21 protein-coding genes and 2 pseudogenes are annotated in these 25,444 nt (G+C 60.9%); 10 read left to right on the top strand and 13 right to left on the bottom strand.

Translation table 11 applies throughout. From position 1 onward, the window contains the following. Positions 1–357: 357 nt before the first annotated feature. Together MRBLPB4O_RS13640 and benR are read right to left on the bottom strand one after the other, a co-directional pair. A pseudogene (locus tag MRBLPB4O_RS13640) lies at positions 358–639 on the bottom strand (RHS repeat-associated core domain-containing protein); the annotation flags it as partial. Positions 640–723: 84 nt separating this feature from the next. Next, a complete protein-coding gene (benR, locus tag MRBLPB4O_RS13635; protein WP_341798845.1) occupies positions 724–1,689 on the bottom strand; it encodes a benABC operon transcriptional activator BenR in 966 nt (321 codons plus the stop codon). 381 nt (positions 1,690–2,070) lie between these two features. Here benR and MRBLPB4O_RS13630 point away from each other — a divergent pair, with 381 nt between their 5' ends. Continuing rightward, positions 2,071–2,955 (top strand): alpha/beta hydrolase, encoded by an 885-nt coding sequence (locus MRBLPB4O_RS13630; RefSeq protein WP_341798844.1) that lies wholly within the window; start codon positions 2,071–2,073, stop codon positions 2,953–2,955. A 93-nt stretch (positions 2,956–3,048) separates the two neighbouring features. Here the strand turns inward: MRBLPB4O_RS13630 and MRBLPB4O_RS13625 are convergent, their stop codons facing one another. Continuing rightward, on the bottom strand, positions 3,049–3,780 hold the full coding sequence (locus tag MRBLPB4O_RS13625; RefSeq protein ID WP_341798843.1) for a hypothetical protein: 732 nt from the start codon (positions 3,778–3,780) through the stop codon (positions 3,049–3,051). A 103-nt stretch (positions 3,781–3,883) separates the two neighbouring features. Continuing rightward, a complete protein-coding gene (hisN, locus tag MRBLPB4O_RS13620; protein ID WP_341798842.1) occupies positions 3,884–4,675 on the bottom strand; it encodes a histidinol-phosphatase in 792 nt (263 codons plus the stop codon). 169 nt (positions 4,676–4,844) lie between these two features. On the opposite strand from hisN, the gene MRBLPB4O_RS13615 reads away from it, so the two are divergent. Next, positions 4,845–5,735 (top strand): universal stress protein, encoded by an 891-nt coding sequence (locus MRBLPB4O_RS13615; RefSeq protein WP_341798841.1) that lies wholly within the window; start codon positions 4,845–4,847, stop codon positions 5,733–5,735. Positions 5,736–5,919: 184 nt separating this feature from the next. After that, positions 5,920–8,055: a TonB-dependent siderophore receptor gene (locus tag MRBLPB4O_RS13610; protein ID WP_341798840.1), complete on the top strand. Its 2,136-nt coding sequence runs from the start codon at positions 5,920–5,922 to the stop codon at positions 8,053–8,055. A 30-nt stretch (positions 8,056–8,085) separates the two neighbouring features. On the opposite strand, the gene MRBLPB4O_RS13605 is transcribed toward MRBLPB4O_RS13610, so the two are convergent. The 4 genes and pseudogenes from MRBLPB4O_RS13605 to MRBLPB4O_RS13590 form a co-directional block, all read right to left on the bottom strand. After that, the gene (locus tag MRBLPB4O_RS13605) at positions 8,086–8,607 is read right to left on the bottom strand and encodes an acyloxyacyl hydrolase (protein WP_341798839.1); all 522 of its coding nucleotides are present in this window, start codon (positions 8,605–8,607) and stop codon (positions 8,086–8,088) included. Positions 8,608–8,780: 173 nt separating this feature from the next. Next, positions 8,781–8,934, bottom strand: a pseudogene (locus MRBLPB4O_RS13600) (dioxygenase); the annotation flags it as partial. A 54-nt stretch (positions 8,935–8,988) separates the two neighbouring features. Then, entirely contained in the window at positions 8,989–9,432 is a 444-nt protein-coding gene (locus MRBLPB4O_RS13595) for a carboxypeptidase regulatory-like domain-containing protein (protein ID WP_341798838.1), read from the bottom strand. A gap of 133 nt (positions 9,433–9,565) precedes the next feature. Further along, complete coding sequence (locus MRBLPB4O_RS13590) at positions 9,566–10,435, bottom strand: LysR family transcriptional regulator (RefSeq protein ID WP_016499597.1); 870 nt, start codon at positions 10,433–10,435, stop codon at positions 9,566–9,568. Between the two features lie 107 nt (positions 10,436–10,542). Here MRBLPB4O_RS13590 and MRBLPB4O_RS13585 point away from each other — a divergent pair, with 107 nt between their 5' ends. After that, the gene (locus MRBLPB4O_RS13585; protein WP_341798837.1) at positions 10,543–11,928 is read left to right on the top strand and encodes an aldehyde dehydrogenase family protein; all 1,386 of its coding nucleotides are present in this window, start codon (positions 10,543–10,545) and stop codon (positions 11,926–11,928) included. 38 nt (positions 11,929–11,966) lie between these two features. Here the strand turns inward: MRBLPB4O_RS13585 and MRBLPB4O_RS13580 are convergent, their stop codons facing one another. Together MRBLPB4O_RS13580 and MRBLPB4O_RS13575 are read right to left on the bottom strand one after the other, a co-directional pair. Further along, positions 11,967–13,877 (bottom strand): AAA family ATPase, encoded by a 1,911-nt coding sequence (locus tag MRBLPB4O_RS13580; protein ID WP_341798836.1) that lies wholly within the window; start codon positions 13,875–13,877, stop codon positions 11,967–11,969. 158 nt (positions 13,878–14,035) lie between these two features. Further along, entirely contained in the window at positions 14,036–14,947 is a 912-nt protein-coding gene (locus tag MRBLPB4O_RS13575; protein WP_341798835.1) for a helix-turn-helix domain-containing protein, read from the bottom strand. 183 nt (positions 14,948–15,130) lie between these two features. Between MRBLPB4O_RS13575 and MRBLPB4O_RS13570 the strand changes: the two genes are divergently transcribed. From MRBLPB4O_RS13570 to MRBLPB4O_RS13555, 4 genes are all read left to right on the top strand, one after another. Continuing rightward, positions 15,131–16,489, top strand: coding sequence for a glutamine synthetase family protein (locus MRBLPB4O_RS13570; RefSeq protein ID WP_016499593.1), 1,359 nt, complete (start codon positions 15,131–15,133; stop codon positions 16,487–16,489). A 66-nt stretch (positions 16,490–16,555) separates the two neighbouring features. Then, entirely contained in the window at positions 16,556–17,644 is a 1,089-nt protein-coding gene (locus MRBLPB4O_RS13565; protein ID WP_341798834.1) for a polyamine ABC transporter substrate-binding protein, read from the top strand. Between the two features lie 13 nt (positions 17,645–17,657). Beyond that, a complete protein-coding gene (locus MRBLPB4O_RS13560; RefSeq protein ID WP_341798833.1) occupies positions 17,658–18,953 on the top strand; it encodes an FAD-binding oxidoreductase in 1,296 nt (431 codons plus the stop codon). A 144-nt stretch (positions 18,954–19,097) separates the two neighbouring features. Further along, on the top strand, positions 19,098–19,775 hold the full coding sequence (locus tag MRBLPB4O_RS13555; protein ID WP_341798832.1) for a DUF3313 domain-containing protein: 678 nt from the start codon (positions 19,098–19,100) through the stop codon (positions 19,773–19,775). A 439-nt stretch (positions 19,776–20,214) separates the two neighbouring features. Here MRBLPB4O_RS13555 and MRBLPB4O_RS13550 read toward each other — a convergent pair whose 3' ends face one another. Further along, positions 20,215–20,973, bottom strand: a complete 759-nt coding sequence (locus tag MRBLPB4O_RS13550; protein ID WP_341798880.1) for an RHS repeat-associated core domain-containing protein — start codon at positions 20,971–20,973, stop codon at positions 20,215–20,217. A 12-nt stretch (positions 20,974–20,985) separates the two neighbouring features. On the opposite strand from MRBLPB4O_RS13550, the gene MRBLPB4O_RS13545 reads away from it, so the two are divergent. Next, positions 20,986–21,249, top strand: coding sequence for a hypothetical protein (locus MRBLPB4O_RS13545; RefSeq protein ID WP_341798947.1), 264 nt, complete (start codon positions 20,986–20,988; stop codon positions 21,247–21,249). Between the two features lie 191 nt (positions 21,250–21,440). On the opposite strand, the gene MRBLPB4O_RS13540 is transcribed toward MRBLPB4O_RS13545, so the two are convergent. Then, positions 21,441–22,817: an L-serine ammonia-lyase gene (locus MRBLPB4O_RS13540; RefSeq protein ID WP_341798831.1), complete on the bottom strand. Its 1,377-nt coding sequence runs from the start codon at positions 22,815–22,817 to the stop codon at positions 21,441–21,443. A 146-nt stretch (positions 22,818–22,963) separates the two neighbouring features. Between MRBLPB4O_RS13540 and MRBLPB4O_RS13535 the strand changes: the two genes are divergently transcribed. Continuing rightward, entirely contained in the window at positions 22,964–23,905 is a 942-nt protein-coding gene (locus tag MRBLPB4O_RS13535; protein WP_341798830.1) for a LysR substrate-binding domain-containing protein, read from the top strand. 79 nt (positions 23,906–23,984) lie between these two features. Here MRBLPB4O_RS13535 and MRBLPB4O_RS13530 read toward each other — a convergent pair whose 3' ends face one another. Beyond that, entirely contained in the window at positions 23,985–25,406 is a 1,422-nt protein-coding gene (locus MRBLPB4O_RS13530) for an undecaprenyl-phosphate glucose phosphotransferase (protein ID WP_341798829.1), read from the bottom strand. Positions 25,407–25,444: the final 38 nt, after the last annotated feature.

The following is a 25,444-nucleotide window of genomic DNA, read 5'->3' as shown; positions in this document are numbered from 1 at the left end:
ATCGACCCATTTTTTTACAGCTAAAATCTCATGCCATGTCTCATACGCTGCTTGAGCTTCTAATGGGAAATTTCCGGCATCAAAATTTTTTTTTGCCAACTCAAACCGATTGGCCCTTCCGTAAAGCCAAAAAGAAGCGTTTTCTAGTCGTTGTACGTCGCGCGGCTGCCAAGACTCATATCGCTCCACCTTCTTCATCCTTCCCTGCAGACTAGCGTCGATTTCAGAGAGAGCCTTCTTCACACTCAAGGTTTTCAATGCTGGAGCTTTTGAGCTTTGACCGGCGACCATCGATGCGAGCGTGCGAAGCCCCCAGCGCTTTGTGAATAGACCGCCATTCACGAAGCTATTGAGCTCAATCCCCGCGTGACCGCTGGGGTCAATTTTGTTCACCGGGTCGCCCCCGCAATAGCAATAGGCGTTGAGCCCCCCGTCACCAAAAGGACTAAAGCTATCCGGCGAATTGAAACGCATCAAGGCTGAATTGAAGCCGCGATATCCGTTCCCAAGCAAGTAGTGCCCTGTAACAGGTTCTTTACTCTGCCCATTGAAGCGCAGCACAGATGCGCATTGCTCGCCGCCATCCCGCCCATAAACGGTGTAGCGCAGTGCACAATAAGAAATTTGCGATGTCGACATGGTGACCACCCTTTACCCGAAATAAGGCAGATGGTGGGCTGTGCATGAAATGCCAGCAACTGGCAGAAATATCAGGTGGCCTCGTTAGCGCGCCTCACCCCGACGCTTGAACGTCTGCGAAGGCAACTCGCCAAATTGCTGCCGATACACCTCGGAAAACCGACCTAAATGAAGGAAGCCGTAATCCAGGGCAAGTTCGGTCACACTGCGCACACCGCAAGTCGGGTCGCTCAGGCACGCATGCACCCGCTCAAGCTTGCGCTGGCGCACGTAATGTTTGGGCGTGGTGCTAAGGTGCTGTTCAAACAGCGCATACAGCGAACGCAAACTCATACAGGCCTGCTCCGCCAGCACTTCTGCGGACAGCTCCAGTTTCAGGTTGCGTTCGATGTAATCAAGAATGCGCTCTAGCCCGGCCTGCGGTGCGCTCAGGCTTTCGCGGCGGATATTGGTGCTCATCAGGGTCAGCAACTTGCTGGCGACAATCTGGCTGTAGTGCCCCTGCACCCTGGGCAGCGAATCGCTCACTTCCGCTTCATGGCAAACCATGGCCAGCAGGTTGACGAACCCGTCCAGTTCATCCAGCCGGTAATGATTGCGCAAGAACCGCACCCCCCCGTCAGGCCGCTGCCAGCGCTGTTCGTCGCAGATCGAATCCAGCAGCCGTGTTGGCACCTTGAGGATGAACTTCTCGCAGTCTTCCGAATAGGTCAGGTCAACCGGATCATCCGGGTTGATCAGCAGCAACTCGCCCGGCACCAGATGCTGCTCGTGCTTATACCCACGCCACAGGCAGTTGCCGTTGAGCAACACTTGCAGGTGATAGATGGTTTCCAGCGCCGGCGAGGTAACGCGCACGCTGCCCCCGTAGCTGATGCGGCACAGGTCGAGCTCGGCGAACTTGCGGTGGCTGAGGCTGGCCTGGGGGTGGGTGGTGCGGGACAGTCCGATGCAATGCTGGCCTACATGCTGGTTCACATAATCGGACACAGCATAAGGGTCGGCGTGGTGAAACACGCTACTGCGCTCGCTCAGCAGGCGGCTTTCCATAGGCAAGGCACTCGGTATCGTTATTGTTCTGGTCGCCGCTTCCTACGGCCTTGTGGGCGGTGGTTGCGGTCGTCACGGTCATTCTATCGGGCCGGTGGCGGATAGCCGGGGGCAGGCGACAACCGGTGGATGGGCACACTACAGCAAAATGGCGGGGGTTGAGCAATGCGGCGACGGGATTGGATGGGCGGATAGCGGACAAGCCAGATGGAGCTGGCGTTCGTTTATCGAACAGTATGTCCCTGTACCGACCGCTTCGGGAATAAACCCGCGCGAGACCGGTAATATTCCTGTTCTTCAAGAAATAGCTTGCAATCAAACCACCCTGCCATTCGGTCACTTTTTCAACACCCGGCACAGTGCTTCTGCTAGAAAGCGCACATGCCTACCCTCTTCCTTACCCACCTGCGCCGCCGCTGGCTCACCTGGTTGTGCGCCACCTTGCTGGTCATTGGCCTACCCTCCAGCTGCGCCATGCTGCAGCACAAGGAGCGCGAGCTGGTGTTCCGCATCGAGCCTGGCCAAGCCAGCTGGTTCCGCGGTTTGCCCAGCGACGTGCAGGAACTCGACCTGCGCCCGCGCAGCTTCAGCGATAACCAGAGCCTGCACGCCTGGTGGTGGCCAGCCAAGCGCGCCAATGCCCCGGCGGTGCTCTACCTGCACGGTGTGCGCTGGAACCTGACCGGGCAATTGTTCCGCATCGAGCAGCTGCATGCCATGGGCTACTCGGTGCTGGCCGTGGATTACCGTGGCTTTGGCCAGAGCCGGGGCGACCTGCCATCCGAGGCCACGGTGTACGAAGATGCCCGCATTGCGTGGGAGCGCTTTGCCCAGCTGCAGCCGGATGCCGGAAAACGCCTGATATTCGGTCATTCGCTGGGCGGCGCGGTGGCGGTGGAACTGGCCAGCGAACTGACACGTGAAGCGCAGCAAAGCGGTGTTGGGGCGCCGGCACGCGGGCTGATCCTTGAGTCGACCTTCACCTCCCTGGGCGATGTCGCCGCAGCGGTGGCCAATACCTCCCTCCCGGTGCGCTGGTTGATGTCGCAGAAGTTCGACTCGCTGGACAAGATCAGCGACATCGGCCTGCCGGTGCTGCTGGTGCATGGGATGGATGACCGGTTCGTACCGCCGCGCTTCAGCCAGCAGCTGTTCGACGCGGCCCGGCAGCCCAAGACATTGCTGCTGGTGCCGGGGGCGACCCATAACAACAGCATGAGCCTGGCCGGGCAGCGTTACCGGCAGGCGATACAGGCGCTGCTCTGAACCTGGCCTTGGGTGGCTGAAATCCTGGGGCCGCTGCGCGCCCCTTTCGCGGCACAAGGCCGCTCCTACAAGGGCCTGCGCTACGGCTACGGTTCACTGCACCGGCAAAAAGTTCATCAGCAACAGGCTTTGCGCGTAATTCAAACCAATCCGCCGATAACGTTCATCCAGCAACTCGGCTAACAGGTCCAGCCGCGCAACGATCTTGCCAAACTCCACGGCAAAACTCAGGTTGCTGCCCTCTTCCGAAATCTCGTTGGAGAACAGCAGCAACACCCCATTGGCGTCCTGCCGCTGGCTGAGCATCCAGGTGGCCTTTTCGATATTGCGCGCCGCATTGTTGATGAACAACGGGTCGATGGTATCGGTCATGTAGAACTCGGTACGCCCGCCATGCGCGGTGATCAGCATGCTGCCGATGGCGTAGATGAAAGCACCCACCCGATCACCACGAAACTCCGGGCTCAGGGCGTAGCTCAATGCCGCCAGGTCACGGCGGTTGCCCAGTTGCGGCAGTGGCTGACGATGTTCGATAGCCATGCGGATCTGCCGCTCGGCCGTGGCAGCGTCCACATAGCCCGACATCTTCAACTGGTTGGGGTTGCGCAGGTACAGCTTGTTCATCAGCAGGTACAGGCTTTGCAGGTTGTCGCGCATCGATAGCGTGGCCAGGCGGTCAACGCTGGTCTGGAACAACTCACTGGGTTTGCCGTTGCCGAACTGGCTGACAATATCGCGGCCTTGCTCCTGGGTGCAGGCGCACAGGCATGTAAGCGCGCCTGCCAGCAGCAGGCGTGGGAGGAAATTCGGGGAGCTTGCAACCATCGGCACCGGGTCGATATTCGGCGGCCGCACCGGGGGTCAGTGCAGCCTGGCCAAGCATAGAGCCCGGAAATCGTAAAAAGTGCAGTGATCGGGGATAGGTGGCTCACATGGCGTGGCGCAACATCTCTACCATCTGCGCATGCAGCGCCGGGTCACCACAGGCCACAACGCACCCGCCATTCTGTGCACTGCTGCCATCCCAGGCAGTGATCACCCCACCCGCCCCTTCGATGATCGGCATCAGTGCCTGTACGTCATACGGCTGCAGGCTCGCTTCGACAATCACGTCGACAAAGCCCGAGGCCAGCATGCAGTAGGCATAGCAATCGCCGCCGTAGCGCATCAGGCGCGCCTTGCCGGCAACGGCCTCGAACGCGGTTTTGCGCTCGGTGGTATCGAACATGTCCGGCGTGGTGCACATCAGCGTGGCCGAAGCCAGGTCGGCACAGGCACGGGTTTTCAGTGGCGTACCGCTGCGCCAGGCACCTTCAGGGGTACCGACAAAGCGTTCACCGGTGAATGGCTGGTTCATCACGCCAACCACAGGGCGCGCGCCATCGTTCAGGGCAATCAACGTGCCCCACAGCGGCAGGCCGGTGATGAAGGCACGGGTACCGTCGATCGGGTCGAGCACCCAGGTCAACGGGCTGCTGCCGACGGCCACGCCCGCCTCTTCACCAAGAATACCGTGGTCTGGGTAGCGGGCCTGGATCAGCGCGCGCATGGCGTCCTCGGCCGCCTTGTCAGCCACGGTCACTGGGTCGTACAGGCGCCCGCCCTTGTCCTCGACATCCAGGCTGGCGCGAAAGTATGGCTTGATCGCCACTGCGGCAGCATCGGCCAACTGCTCGGCGAAAGCGCAAAATTCGCCGATCTGTTCAGCGCTCAGGGACATGGGACAGGCCTCGTGACAATGATGGGGCACGCATCATACCCGACACATGGCGCTAGCCGCACTCAGGCAGGCGCAGGTGGAAAACGCCTGATCGGTTTGACCGGGCGCACACGGGTCTAGACTGAACAGAACCAGGTAACCGGGGGGCTGCCACACGTGGAGGTGTGAGATGAGCCAGTTCAAGCGTTTGTTTGTCATGCTCGGCCCGCAGATGCGCCATACGCCAGCGCTGCAACGCGCGGCGGCGCTGGCTGAGTCCAGCGGTGCACTGCTGGATATCAATGTGTTCGTCGACGATGTCGACACCTTTGGCTTGATGGGCGATGGCCGCGAACGTGAGCGGCTGCTCAGTGACAACCGCCAGTGGCTGGCCGATGAGGCCGAACAGTTGGGCAATGCGGGCCTGGACGTGTCCACCGAATTACTATTGACCCGCGACCCACTGGGCAGCGTGCTGGAACGGGTCGAACAGCAAGGCTGTGACCTGCTGGTCAAGGACGTGCAGCACGAACCGGTGCTCAAACGCCTGCTGGTCACCCCACTTGATTGGCTGCTGCTCAAGGACAGCCCGATTGCCGTGCACCTGGTCAGCGACATCCGCCTGCCCCTGCCCCGGCAGATTGCCGCCGCCGTGGACCTCAACAGCCACGGTGCTGGCGAACACCTGGATGAGCAGGTAATCAACTGCGCCCGTGCCTTGGCCCTGCAGTGCAACGGCGAGCTGCACCTGCTGCATGTGTGCGACGCGGCCAAGACCCATATCGCCGACTTCGGCGCCGGCACCGTGACCATGCCCGGCTTCGATGGCAGCGTCCGGACTGCGCAGCGTGCGGCGTTCAATCGCCTGGGTGACCATCACCAGGTCCCGCTGGAGCGCCGGCACTTCCTGGAAGGCGCAGCGATCAGGGCCATTGCCCAGTTTGTCGGCCACAGCCGGGCGGATGTGATCGTGATGGGCAGCCACCGGCATGACGCCATGCAGACCTACCTGGGCGGCACCACGGCGCATGTGCTGGAGCACCCACTGTGCAATGTGCTGGCGATCAAGGCCGTTGGCTGAGTGCCAGTATGCCTGCGCCGGCCTCTGCGGGGTTTGAGCCGCGAGGAGGCCGGCACGGCGTCCACCTGTTGGTATCTGGCACACCAGTGCCACTTAAAAATAATGCATCTGATAATGATTCGTAGTAGTTTCGCGGCGCTTGTCCACCTTTTCTTCAGTGCCCTACTTCAGGATCGTACCGTCGATGCGTCGCACATTCGTTTCGCTTTGTGTGCTCCATGCTGTCTCCCCACTGGCCTTGGCCGAGCCTGAACCGCTCAGCGAACCGGCCCAGATAGAACTCCAGGCACTGAGCATCACCAGTACTGCCGACAGTGAACGCGCCGATGGCCCGGTCGTCGGCTATAAAGCCAATCGCTCGGCCAGTGCCACCCGCACCGACACGGTGCTGCACGAAACGCCGCAATCGGTCAGCGTGGTGCCCAAGGATGTGCTGGAAGACACCGGCGCCACGCGCCTGCAGGACGGCCTGGACTACGCCGGCGGAGTCGGCCGTGCCAACAACTTTGGCGGCCAGGGCCTGACCACCTTCACTGTGCGGGGTTTCACTACCGGCGAGTTCTACCGCAATGGCTTCCCGATCAATCGCGGCTACCCTAACGCCCCCGACGCCAATACCGTCGAGCGCCTGGAAGTGATCCGTGGCCCGGCCACCAGCCTGTATGGCCGCGGCGACCCCGGCGGCACGTTCAACGTGGTCAGCAAACAGCCACTGCCGGAATCCAAGGTCACCCTGGGCAGTCAGTTCGATGACCAAGGCATGCACCGGGCAACGCTGGACGCGACCGGGCCGCTGAACCAGGACGGTTCGCTGGCCTACCGCCTGAACGTGCTGGGCGAAGGTGGTGAGAGCTTCCGCGATGACGTGGAAAGCGAGCGCTATGATGTCGCACCGGTCATCAGCTGGCAGGTCAATGACGCCACAAGGATCATCTTTGAAGGCGACTTCATGCGTAACAACCACCCGCTGGATCGCGGCCTGACACGCCTGCCCGGTCAGCTCGGCACAGCCTCACGCGACACCAACATCTGGGAAAAAGGCAGCGACAATCTGCTGCACAACGACAACAACATGGCCCAGTTACGCTTCGAGCACCTGCTCAACGACAACTGGTCCTTGGGCGGCGGCATGCAGTGGCTGGACGGCTCGCTCAAAGGCAATGCCGTGGAAGCCAATGGCTTGCAGCCCGACGGCCGCACCTTGGGGCGCAACTTCAACTACCGCAAGCTGGAGTGGACCGACCGTGATTACCAGCTCAACCTGACCGGCCACTTCGACACCGGCGGTTTCGCCCACACGCTGCTGACCGGTGTCGAGTACGAAGACTACGACTACAACTCGATTATCCAGCGCTCCGCAGCAGGCGCCACCGCCTACCCGATCGATATCTTCGACCCGGCGCTGGGCCAGGCGCGCCCTGCCCTGACCCGTACCACCACCCACGACAAGGAAAACCTCAAGACCTGGGCATTCTTCGTCCAGGACCAGGTGGCCCTGACCGAGCGTCTGAAGGCCCTGGCCGGCGTGCGTTTCGAGCGCTTCGAGCATGACTATGTCAACAAGCTCAGCGCAGCGGGTGACTTCAGCAAGGGCGAAAACGGCGTTACTCCACGTTTCGGCCTGCTGTACGACCTGACCGACACCGTGGCGGTGTATGCCAACACTGCACGTTCATTCAAGCCCAACAGCGGTGCGCCTGCAGGTGCGACGGGGGGTGGTTTTGACCCTGAGAAGGGCAAAAGCTACGAACTGGGCGTGAAATGGGAAGCGCTCGATCGCCAGCTGAGCGTGGACGCAGCGGTCTACCATATCGTCAAGGAAAACGTACTGACGCGCGACCCGGTGGACCCCAACTACAATGTCGCCGCTGGCCAGGTGCGCAGCCGCGGCCTGGACATCAACATTGCTGGCAACATCACGCCAGAGTGGCGGGTAATCGGCGGCTACGCTTATGTCGATGCCGAAGTTACCAAGGACAACCGCTTGCCCAGCGGCACCCGCCTGGCAAACATTCCACGTAACAGCTTCAGCCTGCTCAACACCTATGAATTCCAGGATGGCTTCGCCAAAGGCCTGGGCCTGGGTATTGGCGTGAAGTACGTGGATGACCGTAATGGCCAGACCGAGGCGGTCACCTACAACATGGACCAGTACACTGTGGTTGACCTGCTGAGCTTCTACCAGCTCAATGAGCACGTACGCCTGAACCTGGACGTGAAAAACCTGTTCAACAAGGAATATGACGAAGGTGCGTTCAACACCTACGCCTACCCGGGAGCACCCCGGACGGTGCAGGCCGGGGTTTCCTATACGTTCTGAAAGGCTGGGGCCACCATGCGGCCCCCTGCTTCAGAAACCCTTGCTGTAGAACAGCGAGTAGGACTCGATCCCGTCGTTAGGCTGCTTGATCCCCGCATTGGAATAATGCATCGCGCGAATCCCGATTTTCTGATCCCCTGGCAGCTTCAGGCCGAAACCGATGCGGTCTTCGAAGTTGACCGCCGACCCCATGCGCTGGTCACCCACGTCGGTCTTGGAAAACGCCGCCAGGCCAATACCGGCCTCGATGTACGGCGTGTAGGTGAAACCACTGAATTCATAGGTGAACACCGGGCTGAATGACAGCGAGTGCGCACCACTGGCGTCACCACCTTCCCAGTAGGTGTAGGCTGCATCCCAGTAACCAGTGACATAGCCGGTACTGCTTTCCAGCCATTTCTTGTCCCAGTCGAACGACAGGCCGATACGGTAGGTCATGTCACCTTGGCTAGTGGCGCCTACGGCGCCTGACACCTGCGCGGCCTGGGCCAGGTTGGCCCCTGCAAAGGCCAGCACTGCAGCGGCCAGCGAAGCTGCGAGACGGGTTTTCATCAACGACTCTCCTGATGGTCTACACGGCAAGCGGGGGCTTTTGCCCCTCGATCTTTATTGGGTGACCGGCGCATCCAGGCCGGTCACACGAAGTAATAGTTTCTGATTATTGTCCAGATAATCAGAAAGTTGAAAGTGAATTGCCACTATTGGCGAAGTCAGCTAGTCAAGATGTAGTGTTCCAGCTGCCTCTGGTAGTCCCAGTGAATCGGCTGCAGGTCATCGATGGCGCAGCGCAACAAGGCGATTCTCATGGGGGTCGAGCACACCGGGGAGCAACACGTAGCCCCGCTCGTTCAACATCTTCAGCTGAAGCTCCAGGCTCATGCGGATGCGCTCCGTCCAGGCGGGAGTACATCTGTACTCCCGCCCGTTTATCCCTCAACGCCAGTTCAGGTTCACGTTCGTGGCGGCCTTGCCGTTCACGGTGACCCATTGCTGCACCGTCTCACCCTGGGCATTGCCAGTGACCTTGTACTTGCCGGGAGGCAACTGTACATACAGCAGCGGCCCGGCATCCGTGACGCTGAGTACGGGCTGGCCCTGGGCATTCTGGATGTCGACAGTGGCACCGCTCTGGAACTTGCCTTCCGGGCCAGTCGAAAGCTCTACGTGCAGGTCATAGCCGGTGGTCTTGCGCAGCGCATTGGCTTCGTCCTGGCCAATGCCGCCTTGCAAGTAGCGCACGCCGTTCTGTTCCTGCGGTTGCAACTGCACGGCCTGCATGTCGATGGGGGCATTGAGGTCGGCAGCGGCAGCCAGGGTCCATGGCATGGCCAGGGTGACAAGCAACGCCGCGCCGAGGGCATAGTGGTGGTTACGCATGGTACGACCCTCCTTTAGAGGATGGCTTACCTCTTATTTGATCCTCCCGGGGTATTGGTGTTCTGGCTGATGCATGGTCGTCATCGTGACATTCGGCACTAACCCATAAATCGAATGTAAATTTAGATACTGATCAAGAGGTTGTACGCCCTTCCTCAAGCAGTTTCACGAACATGCTCAGGCTGCGTGATACCGCGCCCCGCCGCCAGACCAGCCAGGTTTTCAGGTAGCGAAAATCTTCCGACATAGGCCAGGCACTGACCGTGCTGCACCCGGGCATATTGTCGAGCATGCTACGCGGCATCATGGCCAGGCCTGCGCCAGCGCTGACGCACGCCAACATGCCATGGTACGACTCCATCTCGTGAATCTTGCCCGGCACTGCCTGGTCCTTGACGAACCAGTTTTCGAAGTGATGGCGATACGAACAGTTGGCACGGAAGGCGTAGATGCTCTCACCGTTCACATCCTGGGCGCGGGTAACTGGCGCATGGTTGAGCGGCGCGATGACCATCATTTCCTCTTCGAACACCGGCATGCCTTCCAGTGTCGGGTGCAGCACCGGGCCGTCGACGAACGCGGCCACCAGCCGGCCAGACAACACGCCTTCAAGCATGGTCCCGGATGGCCCGGTGGACAGGTCCAGGTCTACCTTGGGGTAGCGCTGGTTGTACGCCGCCAGCAAAGCCGGGATGCGCACCGCTGCCGTGCTTTCCAGCGAACCGAGGGCAAAGGTGCCCTGCGGGTCTTCACCGGCCACGGTCAGGCGCGCCTCGTGCACCAGGTCGAGGATGCGCCGGGTGTATTCGAGAAAATTCCAACCTGCAGGCGACAGGCGCAGGCGGCTTTTCTCGCGAATGAACAACTCCACGCCCAGGTCTTCTTCCAGTTGCTTGATGCGCGTGGTCAGGTTAGACGGCACCCGATGGATGTGCTGCGCGGCGGCACTGATGCTGCCCTGCTCTGCCACGGCCTTGAAGATCTCCAGTTGCACCAGGTCCACAGCCTTTCTCCAAACGTGAATGTTTCGCTCATTATTATTCAGTTTTCATTAAAGCCATAGCCCACTAGTCTGGCCTCACTGATTAACAACAACGAGAGTGTCCTGCCATGAGCGCGATCAGCAGCCTGACCCACGCCATCTCCCTCGACCCGTACAGCGGCGAGCAGATCGGCGCCTACCCGTTCGACACCGACGCCGCACTGGAAGCGGCGCTGCAACGTGCCAAGGTTGGCTACGGCCAGTGGCGCCAAGTGTCGCTGGGTCAGCGCAGCGAGTACCTGCTGGCCCTGGCCAGCACCCTCGAAGCCAAGGCCGAAGCCTTTGCCCAGATGATCAGCCGCGAAATCGGCAAGCCGATTGCCCAGGCCCGTGGCGAAGTCAGCAAGTGCGTCGGCCTGTGCCGCTGGTATGCCGAACACGGCCCGGCCATGCTTGCCGCTGAGCCGACCCAGGTTGAAAAAGCCCGTATCGAATACCGCCCGCTCGGCCCGATCCTGGCCGTGATGCCGTGGAACTTCCCGGTCTGGCAGGTACTGCGCGGCGCCGTGCCAGCGATCCTGGCAGGCAATACCTACGTGCTCAAGCACGCACCGAACGTGATGGGCAGCGCCTACCTGCTGGGCGAGCTGTTCAAGGAAGCCGGCCTGCCGGATGGCGTGTTCGAAGTGCTGAACGTGACCCCGGATGGCGTCACCCGCGCCATCAACGACCCGCGTATCGCCGCCGTGACCCTGACCGGCAGCGTGCGTGCCGGCATGGCGATTGGTGCCCAGGCCGGTGCGGCACTGAAGAAGTGTGTACTGGAGCTCGGTGGCTCCGACCCGTTCATCGTGCTGGCCGACGCCGACCTGGATGCCGCCGTCAAGGCCGCAGTCATTGGCCGTTACCAGAACACCGGCCAGGTCTGCGCAGCGGCCAAGCGCCTGATCGTGGAAGACAGCATTGTCGAGGAGTTCACGCGCAAGTTCGTTGAAGCAACCCGCGAGCTGAAAGTCGGCAACCCACTGGAAGACGACACCTACATCGGCCCGATGGCCCGTTACGACCTGCGCGACGAGCTGGACGGCCAGGTTCAGGCGACCCTCGCCGAAGGCGCCACCCTGCTGCTGGGCGGCAACAAGGTCGAAGGCGTGGCCAACTTCTATGCGCCGACCGTGTTCGCCAACGTCACCCCGCAAATGACCGCATTCAAGCAGGAGTTGTTCGGGCCGGTGGCCGCGATCATCACTGCACGTGATGCCGAGCATGCGGTAGAACTGGCCAACGACAGCGAGTTTGGGCTGGCCGCGACCATCTACACCGCCGACTATGCGCTGGCCGAGCGCATGACTGCGGCACTGGATACCGGTGGCGTGTTCATCAACGGCTACTGCGCTTCTGACCCCCGCGTGGCGTTTGGCGGCGTGAAGAAGAGCGGGTTCGGGCGTGAGTTGTCGCACTTCGGGGTGCGCGAGTTCACCAATGCCCAGACGGTGTGGCTGGACCGTAACTGATTCAAAACTTCTGGGGCTGCTCTGCGGCCCCAGATGCCTCAATCCCGAACCTGGTCCTTGACCCAGTCCAGCATCTCCCCCGGCACGATCAGTTCATGCCGCGCCCGCGAACAGGCGGTATACAGCCCCGCCAGCATCCGCGCCCGCTCATTGCGGTTGCCCGCCACCTGCGGCGCCACCATCAGCTCCGGCGACACCATCACCCGGGCGAATTCCATGTTTTTCACATCCCGTACCCGCCCCAGGAACAACTTGGGCGCCTTGTCCCAGCGGTAACGGCTCTTGGCTTTGGCAAAATGTTCCGGCGTATAGCCTTTGCGCAGCATGTTGGCGACGGCAACAAACGCCTTGTCATCGCCCTTGTCCTGCTCCAGCGCCTGCCAACTGGCGTAGCGGAACAACATCGGGTGACGCGGTCGAGTGCCAAAGCGGTATAGCTCGATGCAGTCCTCGACGAACAGTTCGAAGTCCTTGCGCGCGCTTTTCAGCAATACGAACGGCACACTTTGGTGCGTCAGGCGCTGGAACCAGCCAAACAGCCCCCATTCGTCATCGACGATCAGCGCGGTGGGCTGTTCCGGCACGGTCACCGTATCGAAGAAACTGACCCGCGTGTAGTGCTCGGCGCTACCACTGAAAGCCGCCTGGATCGCCGCCGGGTGGGCCTGGATCAGCGGGTTGAGCACATTGTCCATCGCCGGCCCGGCACGCAGGGAATGGTCGATGTAACGTTGGCGGATGAAGCTGCCATGGTGCGGCCTGAGGCCGTTGAGGTTCTGCAACTCGTCGCCCAGCGCAATGATCGACTGCGGGCTGCGGTCCAGCACGGCAAGCATCGGTGCCGACAGCTCGTGAGCCTCGTCGACGATCACGTGGGTGTAGCGGCTATCGATCACATAACCGGTCAACGACAGCAACTTGACCCGGTGGTAGTCGCGCACCGGCAGCTGGACTTCCCGCGCGGACGGGCGAATCAGCTCTTGCCAATACAGGCGGGCCTTTTCCAGCAGTACCTCCTGATCCAGCGGCGAAGTACCCGGCCCGGCCCAGGGCAAATGGTGCAGCTGAAGCTGGGTATCGGCACTGTGGCAGAAGGTGCGCACGGCGCGGACGCACAAGGCAACCACATCGCGCGCGGCGAGCGGGCCGATGTCAGGGATGGCCAGCCAGCGTACAACCTGCTCATTCTGCGGGCGCCATGACAGTTTGGTGCGATACGGGTCGCGCAGACGCCAGCCGTTGTTGGTGAGGTCGCGGTTGAGCAGCTCGTCAGCCAACTGACCGAAGGTCAGCGCGGTGTAGGCGGCAGCGTCCTTTACCCGCGCCTGCAAGGCGCGCAACTGGCTTTCGGTCAAAGCCAGAAGCAACGTGCGCTGTGGCTCCAGCAGGCGGGCAAACTGGTGAATCAGGAAGGTCTTGCCAGTGCCAGCAAAGCCCTGCACCGCCACTGACTCGTCGATACCACTGAGAAACTCGCGCAGCAGGCGGTTTTGCTGGTCGCTGAGCATCAGGTCGCTGGCCAGCGACGGCAGGTACACCGGATGCAGCGGTGTGGCCCGCTGGCGGTAGGTGTCGGCGAACTGGAAATTCCACTGGCCTTCGGTATCCAACAGTTCGTCTAGCGTGTACTGCACCTCGGCCGACAGCAGAGCAATGCCGTTTTCGCCCAGCATGCCCAGGCCCATGGCAAAGGCTTCACGATCGAAGTGCTGCGCTACCTGGCTTTGAAAGCGCCCAGGCGCGGCGCTTTCAACTTCGTTGGCGATGCGCACGATTTCGGCGAAACGGCGCTCTTGCGCGTCGGCCGAGGCGGTGGCGGGCTGGCGCGGCAGGTTTTGCGCGAACAACACTGCGGCGGCTTCGAGGACGCTGGCAGTGGTGAAAAAGTCGGTTTTGGGTTCGCTGGCGAGGCGGTCGGCCTGGTCGCTGGGCAAAGGCAGGTAGAACATCGGCACCTCGGTGTGGATCAGGGCGGCACGATAGCAACTTTCGGCGTGAGATGCTGAGTTCAGTGCTGGCTGGGCCGGCCTCTTGGCGGGCGCGTCCGCTTCCACAGGACCGCCTCAGGTCCCTGTGGGAGCGGGCAAGCCCGCGAAGAGGCCAGCAGTTATTTTGCTACCTTAGCCCTGCTTCGCTTCAAGGTCTCACTCGGAAACTCCTTGAACAATTGCCGGTAACTCTCTGAAAACCTTCCTAAATGCCAGAATGACCAGCGCATCGCGACCTCGGCCACGGTCGCCCTGCCATCGCGTAACAGATCGCGACGCGCGCCATTCAGCCGGCGCAAGCGCAGCCACTGCGCAGGCGGCATGCCGGTAAATGCCTTGAACGCCTGCTGCAACTGGCGCAACGAGACCCCGGCAACATCTGCCAGCTCCACCAGGTTCAACGTCTCTTCTGGGCAGTCCGCCGCCCACTCGCTGACCCGGCGCATGATCGCCCGTTCTTCGTCGCGCCGCCCCAAGGCTATGCCCTGCAGGCGCTGGCTGGCGTTATCGAGAATGAACAGGCAATCCTCCAGCAGTTGTTCCGCCAGGGCCTGCCCCTGCAATGGGCAGTCGGCCTGCCCGAGGCGGGTCAATGTGGCACTCAGCCAACTGCCAAACAACGCGTTCTGCCCACTGCCCAGCGGCACCATGAACAGCCCTTCGAGGCGTTGCGGGTCCAGCCCATGGCGGGCCAGGAAGGCTTGGTCGAACACCACTGCCACTTCCTGGTAGTTCTCCGGGGTGATCCAGATGTTGCGGCTTTGCTCGTTCAGCAGGTACAGGCTGTTTTCGCTGCGGTCGAAGCAAAACGCCAGTGAACCGCTCGGCGCCCGGAAAAACTGCTCTACGCGAGTATTCAGTCGCTCCTCGTACACTTCCACGCCATCCATCCCCAGCCAGCGCAGCTCTCCGCTGAAATGCCCCGGCGACATCTGCCGGTATTGCTGCTGCCAGCCGGGGGTAGCGCGCACTTGCTCCGAGACGTCGGTGGTATGGAAGGCCTGGACTTGCAGCGCATTGGGCGTTGTCACGCGAGATCCTAATTGCACTCTTTTGGTGCATTGCTTGCCGAAGAAAATGGATAGATCGGCCCTGGGGGCTGCGACCAAGATAGTCTCCAGTGCGTCACCTGGGAAGTACAACGCCTTGTTCGCCTTGCTATGGCTTTCGCGAGAAGCATTGCTCCCACACTAAAACCCAACCAAGAGGTCTGTATGAACGCCCCCTTCGATCAGCTGTACACCTGGCTGAAAGAACACCGCATCACCGAAGTCGAATGCGTGATCAGCGACCTGACCGGCATCGCCCGCGGCAAGATCGCGCCCACCGCCAAGTTCCTCCACGAGCGTGGCATGCGCCTGCCCGAAAGCGTGCTGCTGCAGACGGTCACCGGCGACTACGTTGACGATGACATCTACTACAACCTGCTCGATGCCGCCGACATCGACATGGTCTGCCGGCCCGACCCCTCCGCCGTGTACCAGATCCCGTGGGCGATCGAGCCAACCGCGATCGTGATCCACGACACCTTCGACAAGCAAGGTAACCCCATCGAACTGTCGCCGCGCAACGTGCTGAAGAAAGTGCTCAAGCTCTACGCCGACAAGGGCTGGCAGCCGATCGTCGCGCCCGAGATGGAGTTCTACCTGACCAAGCGCTGTGAAGACCCGGACTTGCCATTGCAGGTGCCGCTGGGGCGTTCTGGCCGTGCCGAAAGCGGTCGCCAGTCGTTCTCGATCGATGCCGCCAACGAATTCGACCCGCTGTTCGAGGATGTCTACGACTGGTGCGAGATCCAGGGCCTGGACCTGGACACGTTGATCCACGAAGACGGCCCTGCGCAGATGGAGATCAACTTCCGCCACGGCGACGCGCTGGACCTGGCCGACCAGATCACCGTGTTCAAGCGCACCATGCGCGAAGCTGCACTCAAGCACAACGTGGCCGCCACCTTCATGGCCAAGCCGATCACCGACGAGCCGGGCAGTGCCATGCACCTGCACCAGAGCGTGGTCGACATCGCCACCGGCAAGCCAATCTTCGCCAATGAAGACGGCAGCATGAGCCAGCTGTTCCTGCACCACATCGGCGGTTTGCAGAAGTACATCCCCAAGCTGCTGCCAATGTTCGCGCCCAACGTCAACTCGTTCCGCCGCTTCCTGCCAGACACCTCGGCACCGGTGAACGTCGAGTGGGGTGAAGAAAACCGCACCGCCGGGCTGCGCGTGCCCACCTCCAGCCCAGAGGCAATGCGGGTGGAAAACCGCCTGCCGGGCGCCGACGCCAACCCCTACCTGGCCATCGCTGCCAGCCTGCTGTGCGGCTACCTGGGCATGGTCGAGCAGCTTGACCCCAGTGCACCCGTACAAGGCCGTGCCTACGAACGGCGCAACCTGCGCCTGCCGATCACCATCGAAGACGCCCTGCAGCACATGGAAGACTGCGAGACCGTGCAGCAGTACCTGGGCAAGCAGTTCGTCCAGGGCTATGTGGCCGTCAAGCGTGCCGAGCACGAGAACTACAAGCGGGTCATCAGCTCCTGGGAGCGTGAGTTCCTGATGATGAGCGTCTGACCCACCCCGGGGCGCTTTGCGCCCCAGTACACCGAACTCGAAGAACAAGACCAACGAGGTGTCCCCATGCGTCATCTGCAAGCCCTGATCCCCGCTGCGTTCACCCTGCTGTTCGCCACCACCACCCAGGCCACGCCCTCGGTCAGTGTGTACAACTGGACCGACTACATCGGCGACACCACCCTGGCTGACTTCCAGGCCAGCAGCGGGATCAAGGTGGTCTATGACGTGTTTGACTCCAACGAAACCCTGGAAGGCAAGCTACTGGCCGGGCGCACCGGCTACGACGTGGTGGTGCCGTCCAACCACTTCCTCGCCCGCCAGGCCCAGGCTGGCGCCTTCCTGCCGCTGGACCGCAGCAAGCTGCCGAACTGGCAACACCTGGACCCCAAGCTGCTCAAGCAGCTTGAACAGAACGACCCCGGCAACCAGTACGCGGTGCCCTACCTGTGGGGCACCAACGGCATCGGCTACAACGTCGACAAGGTCAAGGCGGCACTGGGCGTCGACCATATCGACTCGTGGGCGGTGATGTTCGAGCCCGAAAACCTGAAAAAGCTCAAGCAGTGCGGCGTGGCCTTCATGGACTCGCCCGACGAATTGTTCCCGGCAATACTCAACTACCTGGGCATGGACCCGCGCAGCGAAAAGCCGGCGGACTACGCCAAGGCTGAAGCACGCCTGCTCGAATTGCGCCCCTACATCACGTACTTCCATTCATCCAAATACGTGTCCGACCTGGCCAATGGCGACGTTTGCGTGGCCTTCGGCTACTCCGGTGACGTGTTCCAGGCCGCCAACCGCGCTGTGGAAGCGAAGAACGGCGTAAAAGTCGCCTACAGCATTCCCAAGGAAGGCAGCAACCTGTGGTTCGACCTGCTGGCCATCCCCAAGGACGCCAGCAACCCCGACCAGGCCCTGGCCTTCATCAATTACCTGCTCGACCCCAAAGTGATCGCCAAAGTCAGTGCCACGGTCGGCTATGCCAACGCCAACCCGGACGCCAAGGCCTACATGGATGCATCGCTAGTGCACAACCCCGAGATCTACCCACCCCAGGACGTGCTGGACAAGCTGTACATCTCCAGCACCCCGAGCCCGAAGATCATGCGCGTCATGACCCGCTCCTGGAGCAAGATCAAGTCCAACCGCTGAGCCGAGAACGCCCATGTCTTTCGATTCCCAACACACTGCTTCGTACTACGCTGCCACGGCACGCAACGCGGCGCCCTACCCCAGCCTGGACGACGAACTGACGGCCGATGTGTGCGTGGTCGGCGGCGGGCTGACCGGGGTCAACACCGCCCTGGAGCTGGCTGAACGTGGTTTGTCGGTGGTGCTGCTGGAAGGCCGGCGCATCGGCTGGGGCGCCAGCGGGCGCAATGGCGGCCAGCTGATCCGCGGCATCGGCCATGACGTCAGCGGCTTTACCCGGCATGTCGGTCAGGACGGCGTGCGCTACCTGAAACAAGCTGGTATCGATTCGGTGGCGCTGGTGGCCAGCCGCATCGCCCAGTACGGCATTGCCTGCGACCTGCGCTGGGGTTTCTGCGAACTGGCCAACACAGCTGACCAGTTCGCCGCCTTCAAGGACGAGCAGGATGACCTGGCAACGCTTGGCTATCGCCCCGAGACCCGTCTGGTAGGCCCCGGGCAGTTGCATGAAATCGTCGCCAGCGACCAGTACGCCGGCGGCCTGGTAGACATGGGCTCGGGCCACCTGCACCCACTCGACCTCGTCCAGGGCGAAGCCCGTGCCGCCTATAGCCTGGGCGTGCGCATCTTCGAACAAAGCCCCGTACTGCGAATCGAGCACGGCCCCCGCGTGACCCTGCACACTGCCCGTGGCAAGGTGCGAGCAGGCAGCCTGGTGCTGGGCTGCAACGCCCACCTCGATGAGCTGGAACCGCGGCTGAGTGGCAAGGTGCTGCCGGCCGGCAGTTACGTAGTCGCCACCGAACCCTTGCCCGAAGCACTGGCTACTACCCTGATCCCGCAGAACATGGCGCTGTGCGACCAGAAGGTCGGCCTGGACTATTACCGCCTCACCGCAGACCGCCGCCTGCTGTTCGGCGGTGCCTGCCACTACTCCGGCCGCGACCCCAAGGACATCGCCGCCTACATGCGGCCCAAGGTGCTGAAGGTATTCCCGCAACTGGCCAACGTGCGCATCGACTACCAGTGGGGCGGCATGATCGGCATCACCGCCAACCGCTTCCCCCAGGTCGGGCGCCTGAGTCAGCACCCAAACGTCTACTACGCCCAGGGCTATTCCGGGCACGGGCTGAACGTGACGCACTGGACGGCGAAACTGCTGGCCGAAAGCATCGCCCTGGGCCACAGCCAAGGCCTGGACGTTTTCAGCGCCGTGCCCCACCTGACGTTTCCTGGCGGCAAGGCCCTGCGTTCGCCGCTACTGGCAATGGGCATGCTGTGGTACCGGTTGCGCGAAGCGCTGGGTTGAGTTCACCGCAAACCACGCGGCGCCCGGGAGATCGGGCGCCGCCACTTTTTGCCTTTTCCACAGGGGATTGAACTCGCCCACTGGCCAACTGCGGCGCAGCTGCTAGCGTTGTTCTGGCCGACCTCTCATGGATACGCCTTCATCATGAAATCACTGCCTCGCATTACCCTGTTGTGCGCCGCACTGCTTGCCGTGGGCGCCTGCTCCAGCAATCGCGTGGACCCTAAGGATTACTCCGGCTTCCTCAAGGATTACAGCCGGTTGCAAGAAGCCAAGAGCCCGACGGGTGCCCCGGTAATGCGCTGGATCGACCCCAAGGTCAACATCAACCAGTACAGCCAGGTGTTCATCGAGCCCAGCCAGTTCTACCCCAAACCGCAGCCCACCCCGGTCATCTCCGCGCAGACACTGGGGGAAATCACCCGCTACTTCAACGAAGCGCTGCGGCGTGAAATCGGCGGTGTCATGCCGCTGGCCAACGGGCCTGGCCCGGGCGTGATCGTGGTGCGGCCGGCGATCACGGCAGTGTCTACCAGCAACGAGGGCCTCAAACCCTATGAGGTGATCCCCATCGCGCTGATCGCCGCAGGCGTGAACACCGCCACGGGCGGCCGTGACCAGGACGTGGATGTCGGCGTGGAGGCGGCGTTCCTGGACGGTGCCAGCCAGAAAGTACTCGCCCAGGTGGTACGCAAAGGCGCGGGTCAGGAGCTGGAGAACGATACCCAGAAGCTGACCTTGAATGACGTCAAGCCGGTGCTCGATGGCTGGGCCAAGGACATGCGGGCGAGCTTCATTGAAGCCAAGCAGAAAGCCCGCTAGCGTGGTGCCTGGGAAGGACAGCTGACATTGACTTGCCCACCGCCCGTGTTGCACGGGCGACTGAGGCAGAAGGTAGATCTTTATCCAGCAAGCCAATGGCTTATCCCGGAGACCCACAAATGGAGCCCGCTGTCGACGTCATCGGCTTCATCGCCCACAGGCTGGCACATCCCTATCCTGGGTGGACGATCACGCATTTTCTGGGCACACCTGCCTCGAGTTCACCCTGGTGCGTGAAGAAACCGGTATGGCTTCGGCTGAGTGCGATCCAATGCCTGGATCTGGGTTCTCTTATCAACCGACAGCACCACGGCATTGTCTGGAGGGCTCAGGTAGTGCCCGGGTGGCTCAAGCCCTTGATGCCCAAGCCCAGGTAGCGTTCTCGCCACTTGAACAATGTCGGTGGTGTGTTCCGTAAACGAACTGCCCGCTCAGTACACTAGCCACTATTGCGTATCAAGAAACATGTGAATGAAGGCGTGTTAAAAATGCTAGGGCCCCTCGGACCTTCGGGTCTACCGAACCTTTCTATTCGGTCTATTCGCTTGCGGTCTGTTTCTGCTTTTCTTTGAGCAGCTCGCACGTCCTTCACATCGAAGGGAATCACACCGTTGACGTCGCCACGCGCAGCTTCCCCGAGCCTCGACGGTGGCACTTTTTTAGCGTTTGTTTTAGATATCGCCCGGAACCGTAAGTTGAATTCAGGGGATACAGAGGCAAGAGCGCCCAAGTCTTTCCCTGAGAGTTGATTAGCTATTAGCTCCGCTATCTCTCGCCCGTGAAGCAGTGTGTAGCTAGCCCCACGCTGACCTGATGATTGGCTAGTCCCCTGAGACGGCATACCTGACTCGCCAAGCGATGCTGAGGAATTAACACGGTGTTGCTCGGGCAAGCGCGGCCCGATTATTCGCTCAACGAGTCCCTGAACTAGCTTCTGCTTCAGAGAGACGGGCGCATTACCCGAGGGATCTACCCGATTTATAGGATCATTCGAACAATAACTATATGCGTTAGGCCCTCCCTGACTGAAGGGGCTGAATGCATCAGGACTGCAGAATCGCATCAGCAATGGCCTGAATAACCTATGTCCATTGCCCAATAAATACCCTTCGGTCAAAAAATCATAGTAATGGCCTGTGAAGCGCAGTGTGGCTTCCGGCCTTGCCACCCCGAGATAGCCATAGGGTGTGTATGCCATAGCGTCAGTTTGGTGGCCCAGTATGGTGTGAGCCTCATCGGCTTTCAAAAAAATCGCCGACTTTGCCTGACCAAGCAGTGCCACTGGCGCATCCTGAAACCGCAGAATATGTTGATTGCCTCGCGTCGCGACAACGGTAGCGAGCTGGCTATTTTGATAAAAGTAAAAGCTCGCTCTGTTCTCGACTATTTTGCGCTGCCCTTTTATCGCGTTGGCAAACGGTATAATTTGACTTTCAACGCCGGCAGCCATGGCTTATTTCCTGAGAGGGAGTGAGCTTGAGGTTAAGCGCGTTGCTGGCCGGATACTACTGTTAAATTTGTCAGGTATCGAGCGGTGGGAACATCCCTCAAGAAAAACCTGTGAATCAGCCTTGGCGTTAACAAAATCCGCTCTGCCAACAAGCACAGGGTGCGCGTTCGAATGGCCACGAAGGTAATTCCTTTGCCCCACTGGTTCACAGCGCACTAGCATTCGACAAAGGCGACTGCCAAGCCGCCGCGCGAGGTCTCTTTGTAGTTGGCATGCATGTCCGCCCCGGTATCACGCATGGTGCGGATCACCCGGTCGAGCGAAATGAAGTGCTCGCCGTCGCCACGCAACGCCATCTGCACCGCGTTGATCGCCTTCACCGCAGCAATCGCATTGCGCTCGATACACGGCACCTGCACCAGCCCGCCAACCGGGTCGCACGTCAGCCCCAGGTTGTGTTCCAGGGCAATTTCGGCCGCATTTTCCAGTTGTGGCGGCGTCGCCCCCAACACCTGGGCCAGGCCGGCGGCAGCCATCGAACAAGCCGAACCCACCTCGCCTTGGCAGCCTACCTCTGCCCCCGAGATCGACGCATTTTTCTTGCACAGGATACCGACGGCCGCTGCCGCCAGCAGGAAGTCGACCACATCGGCATCGCAAACGGTCGGGTTGAATTTCATGTAGTAATGCAGCACTGCAGGGATAATGCCTGCGGCACCATTGGTGGGCGCGGTGACCATGCGCCCGCCGGCGGCATTCTCTTCATTCACCGCCAGGGCGAACAGGTTCACCCACTCCATGGCGCTGAGCGTCGAACCAATCACGTTGGGCTTGCCCAGTTCCTGCAAGCTGCGGTGCAGCCGGGCAGCGCGGCGCTTGACGTGTAGCCCGCCAGGCAAGATGCCTTCGTTGCGCAGCCCGTTATCCACGCACTCACGCATGGCCGCCCAGATGCGCAGCAGGCCTTCACGTATTTCCGCTTCCGGGCGCCAGGCCTGTTCGTTGGCCATCATCAGTTGCGCCACACTCAAGCTGTGTGCTTTGCACAAGGCCAGTAACTGGGCAGCACTGTCGAACTCATAAGGCAGCACAACGTCATTGGCTTTGGCTGCTGGGGCATCAATCTCGGCCTGCTCGACGATAAAGCCGCCGCCAACCGAATAGTAGGTCTGCAGCAGCAGGCTGCTCTCCCCGTCCATCGCTTCCAGGCTCATGGCATTGGGGTGGTAAGGCAGGTTTTCGTCGAGCAGCAACATGTCCCGGCCATACTCGAAGGCCAGCGGGTGGCTGCCATCCAGCATCAGGCAATGCTCCTGCAACACTTGGCCAATGCGCGACTCGATGGTGGCCGGGTCGATGCGGTCCGGCCACTGGCCCATCAGGCCAAGTAGGCAGGCGCGATCGGTGGCGTGGCCAACCCCGGTGGCCGACAGCGAGCCATACAACCGCACTTCGACGCGCGTTACCCGCGCCAACAGCCCCTGCTCACGCAGGACCTGGGCAAACGTCGCCGCTGCCCGCATGGGGCCGACGGTGTGGGAACTGGACGGGCCGATGCCGATTTTGAAAAGGTCGAAAACACTGATAGCCATGCTAATGCCTGACCGTGCCCTGATATGAATCCACAGCACGGTTATCTGATGAAATTGAGCGGTAATGCGATTTTGCGCGATACTGACGCGCTGGCTCATGGATGACCAACGAAACTTTCTAAGCAAGCCTTTAGCAGGACTAAACAATGCGACGGCAACTCAATGGGCAGATGTTCGTCTGGCTGCATGTATTCGCCTGTGCAGCCCGGCATCTGTCCTTTACCCGCTGTGCCGAAGAGCTGCACATCACCCCCGGCGCGGTCAGCCAGCAGATGCGCCAACTGGAAGAACGCCTGGGTTACCGGCTGTTTCTGCGCCGCGCGCGCGGTGTGGAGTTGAGCGCCGAAGGGCAACGCCTGGCCCAGACGGTGGCCGAAGCCTACGGCAGTATCGAGGCTGAACTGTTGCGCCTTGACGCCGGTGAAATTCGCGGCACCTTGCGTGTGCGCTCCATTCCGTCGTTCCTGGCCAAATGGCTCACCCCACGCCTGCCGCGCTTTCAGCAGCGATACCCGGACATCGAGCTGCGCCTGGTGGCCGAAGACAGCGCCCAGGCATTGACCCCGGGCGACTTCGACCTGGCTATCGACCTGAACGATGGCAGCTACCCTGGCATGCTTTCGACACCGCTGCTGGACGAACAGATCTTCCCGGTGTGCTCACCCACCTTGCTGCGCGGGCGCCCGCCACTGCATGGGCCGGCAGACCTGGCGCACTACCCGCTGCTGCATGACATCACAGCCTGGCGTGGCAGTTCGGAGTATGCAGAATGGGAGTTCTACCTGGAGGGGATTGGCGCCGCCGGCCTGAATGTGCGGCGTGGCCATACCTTCAACCGCAACCACCTGACCATCGAGGCGGCAATTGCCGGTATTGGTGTAGCGATCGCCCGGCGGACACTGCTGAATGACGAACTGGAGCGCGGCGCGCTGATCGTGCCGTTTGGCGTGGCGATCGCCAACCACAAACGCTACGTGGTGCATTACCCGCCAGGCGGGTTGAATCAGCCGGGAGCGCGGGCGGTGCATGACTGGCTGGTGGAGGAAGCGCGGGGGTTCAGGGAGTTGCATCCACTGAACAAGGTGTAGGAGCGGCCTTGTGCCGCGATGGGGTGCGAAGCGGCCCCGGCAAGGCCGCTCCTACAGGGGGCTTGCGAGCGTTCGATGATTAGTAAGCCTGCTTGCCGGTAAACGCATTGAGGGTGCGCACCAGAATCACAAAGTCCAGCCACAGCGACCAGTTGTTGATGTACTCGATGTCCGAGTCCACCCGCTGGATCATCTGCTCAATGTCCTTGGTCTCCCCCCTGAAGCCGCGCACTTGCGCCAGGCCAGTCATGCCCGGCTTGATGTTGTGGCGGGCAAAGTAATCGACGATGTCCTGGGAATATAACGTGTCATGTTGCAACGCATGTGGCCGTGGCCCAACCAGCGACATCTCCCCGGTCAGCACATTGAATAACTGCGGCAGTTCATCGAGGCTGGTACGGCGGATGAAAGCACCAATTTTAGTCAATCGCGGGTCATTCTTCTGCGCCTGTTTGACGACGCCATTGTCCGGCTGATGAACATGCATGCTTCTGAACTTCCAGATACGGAATGACTCGCCGGTCCAGCCCGTACGTTCCTGGCGGAAGAACACGGGCCCGCGGCTGGTGAATTTGATAGCCAGTGCAACGCCAATCAACACAGGCGATGCACACAGCAGTATCAATGCCGCCAATACCCGGTCCTCGAGATTCTTCAGGAACAGGCTCATGCCCGTCAGCGGGGTTTCAGACAGGGTCAGCACAGGAATACCGGCAATTTCTCGCACGCTGTGATTGATCAGGCGCAACGAGAAGATATCCGGCACCCAGTTCACGGCAATGCACTTGTCCAGCAACTTGAAGTACACGTCGTTGATAACCTCGGAGCCCCCCAGCGGTGTCACCAGGTACACGGTGCGAATGCCATACTGGGCAACGATTTCATCCAGATCTGCAATGTGACCGAGCACGGGCAGGCGCTGCTTGCCCTCGGCACCTTCGTACGCCTGCTCACCAGCCTTGTCGGTCAGCACACACCCCAGAACCCGTTCGCCAAACCAGGGGTTGTTGCTGATTTTCTGATAAAGGAAATTGGCCAGGTCGCCGTTGCCGATAATCAGGGCATTGTCCAGCCGCGCATGCGCGGTAAACCGTTTTTGCAGTTCTCGAACCGCAAAGTGCAAGAACAACTGGGCAATGTAACCAATGATGAACAACTGCACGACCAACAACCGTGAGTACGTTTCACTCTGTTTAGTGAGAAAGGCCATGACCACAAGAAAACAGAATGTTGCCGACCACGCCTTGAACAGGCGGAAGGCCTTGATCGAAAGGCCGACGTTAGTGCGGTAGATTGCATAATGGTCGTAGATGACGGCCAGTGCGCCAATCAGCAACAGCAACATGATTACATAATCGGAGGTAATGTAACCAAACTGATCATAGATGAGATACCAGGCAATACCGGTTACTGCAATACCATCGAGCCCCGCCTGAATGGCGTTACTTACACTGCTTCTTCTTTGGAGTAAGGAACGACTGCTTCTGGGTTCGAAAACCATTTCAGACCTCATCTATTTGAGCGTAGCAAGTGCCGTCC

Origin of the sequence: Pseudomonas sp. LPB4.O (assembly GCF_038383825.1) — a bacterium.
Taxonomy (GTDB): Bacteria; Pseudomonadota; Gammaproteobacteria; order Pseudomonadales; family Pseudomonadaceae; genus Aquipseudomonas; species Aquipseudomonas putida.
This window is presented reverse-complemented; position numbering and strand designations above follow the sequence as displayed.

What these genes read in the sequence shown, in the direction of transcription:
- benR (WP_341798845.1), bottom strand. Translation starts at nt 1,689, where the DNA reads ATGGAAAGCCGCCTGCTGAGCGAGCGCAGTAGCGTGTTTCACCACGCC.
- MRBLPB4O_RS13630 (WP_341798844.1), top strand. Translation starts at nt 2,071, where the DNA reads ATGCCTACCCTCTTCCTTACCCACCTGCGCCGCCGCTGGCTCACCTGG.
- MRBLPB4O_RS13625 (WP_341798843.1), bottom strand. Translation starts at nt 3,780, where the DNA reads ATGGTTGCAAGCTCCCCGAATTTCCTCCCACGCCTGCTGCTGGCAGGC.
- hisN (WP_341798842.1), bottom strand. Translation starts at nt 4,675, where the DNA reads ATGTCCCTGAGCGCTGAACAGATCGGCGAATTTTGCGCTTTCGCCGAG.
- MRBLPB4O_RS13615 (WP_341798841.1), top strand. Translation starts at nt 4,845, where the DNA reads ATGAGCCAGTTCAAGCGTTTGTTTGTCATGCTCGGCCCGCAGATGCGC.
- MRBLPB4O_RS13610 (WP_341798840.1), top strand. Translation starts at nt 5,920, where the DNA reads ATGCGTCGCACATTCGTTTCGCTTTGTGTGCTCCATGCTGTCTCCCCA.
- MRBLPB4O_RS13605 (WP_341798839.1), bottom strand. Translation starts at nt 8,607, where the DNA reads ATGAAAACCCGTCTCGCAGCTTCGCTGGCCGCTGCAGTGCTGGCCTTT.
- MRBLPB4O_RS13595 (WP_341798838.1), bottom strand. Translation starts at nt 9,432, where the DNA reads ATGCGTAACCACCACTATGCCCTCGGCGCGGCGTTGCTTGTCACCCTG.
- MRBLPB4O_RS13585 (WP_341798837.1), top strand. Translation starts at nt 10,543, where the DNA reads ATGAGCGCGATCAGCAGCCTGACCCACGCCATCTCCCTCGACCCGTAC.
- MRBLPB4O_RS13580 (WP_341798836.1), bottom strand. Translation starts at nt 13,877, where the DNA reads ATGTTCTACCTGCCTTTGCCCAGCGACCAGGCCGACCGCCTCGCCAGC.
- MRBLPB4O_RS13570 (WP_016499593.1), top strand. Translation starts at nt 15,131, where the DNA reads ATGAACGCCCCCTTCGATCAGCTGTACACCTGGCTGAAAGAACACCGC.
- MRBLPB4O_RS13565 (WP_341798834.1), top strand. Translation starts at nt 16,556, where the DNA reads ATGCGTCATCTGCAAGCCCTGATCCCCGCTGCGTTCACCCTGCTGTTC.
- MRBLPB4O_RS13560 (WP_341798833.1), top strand. Translation starts at nt 17,658, where the DNA reads ATGTCTTTCGATTCCCAACACACTGCTTCGTACTACGCTGCCACGGCA.
- MRBLPB4O_RS13555 (WP_341798832.1), top strand. Translation starts at nt 19,098, where the DNA reads ATGAAATCACTGCCTCGCATTACCCTGTTGTGCGCCGCACTGCTTGCC.
- MRBLPB4O_RS13550 (WP_341798880.1), bottom strand. Translation starts at nt 20,973, where the DNA reads ATGGCATACACACCCTATGGCTATCTCGGGGTGGCAAGGCCGGAAGCC.
- MRBLPB4O_RS13540 (WP_341798831.1), bottom strand. Translation starts at nt 22,817, where the DNA reads ATGGCTATCAGTGTTTTCGACCTTTTCAAAATCGGCATCGGCCCGTCC.
- MRBLPB4O_RS13535 (WP_341798830.1), top strand. Translation starts at nt 22,964, where the DNA reads ATGCGACGGCAACTCAATGGGCAGATGTTCGTCTGGCTGCATGTATTC.
- MRBLPB4O_RS13530 (WP_341798829.1), bottom strand. Translation starts at nt 25,406, where the DNA reads ATGGTTTTCGAACCCAGAAGCAGTCGTTCCTTACTCCAAAGAAGAAGC.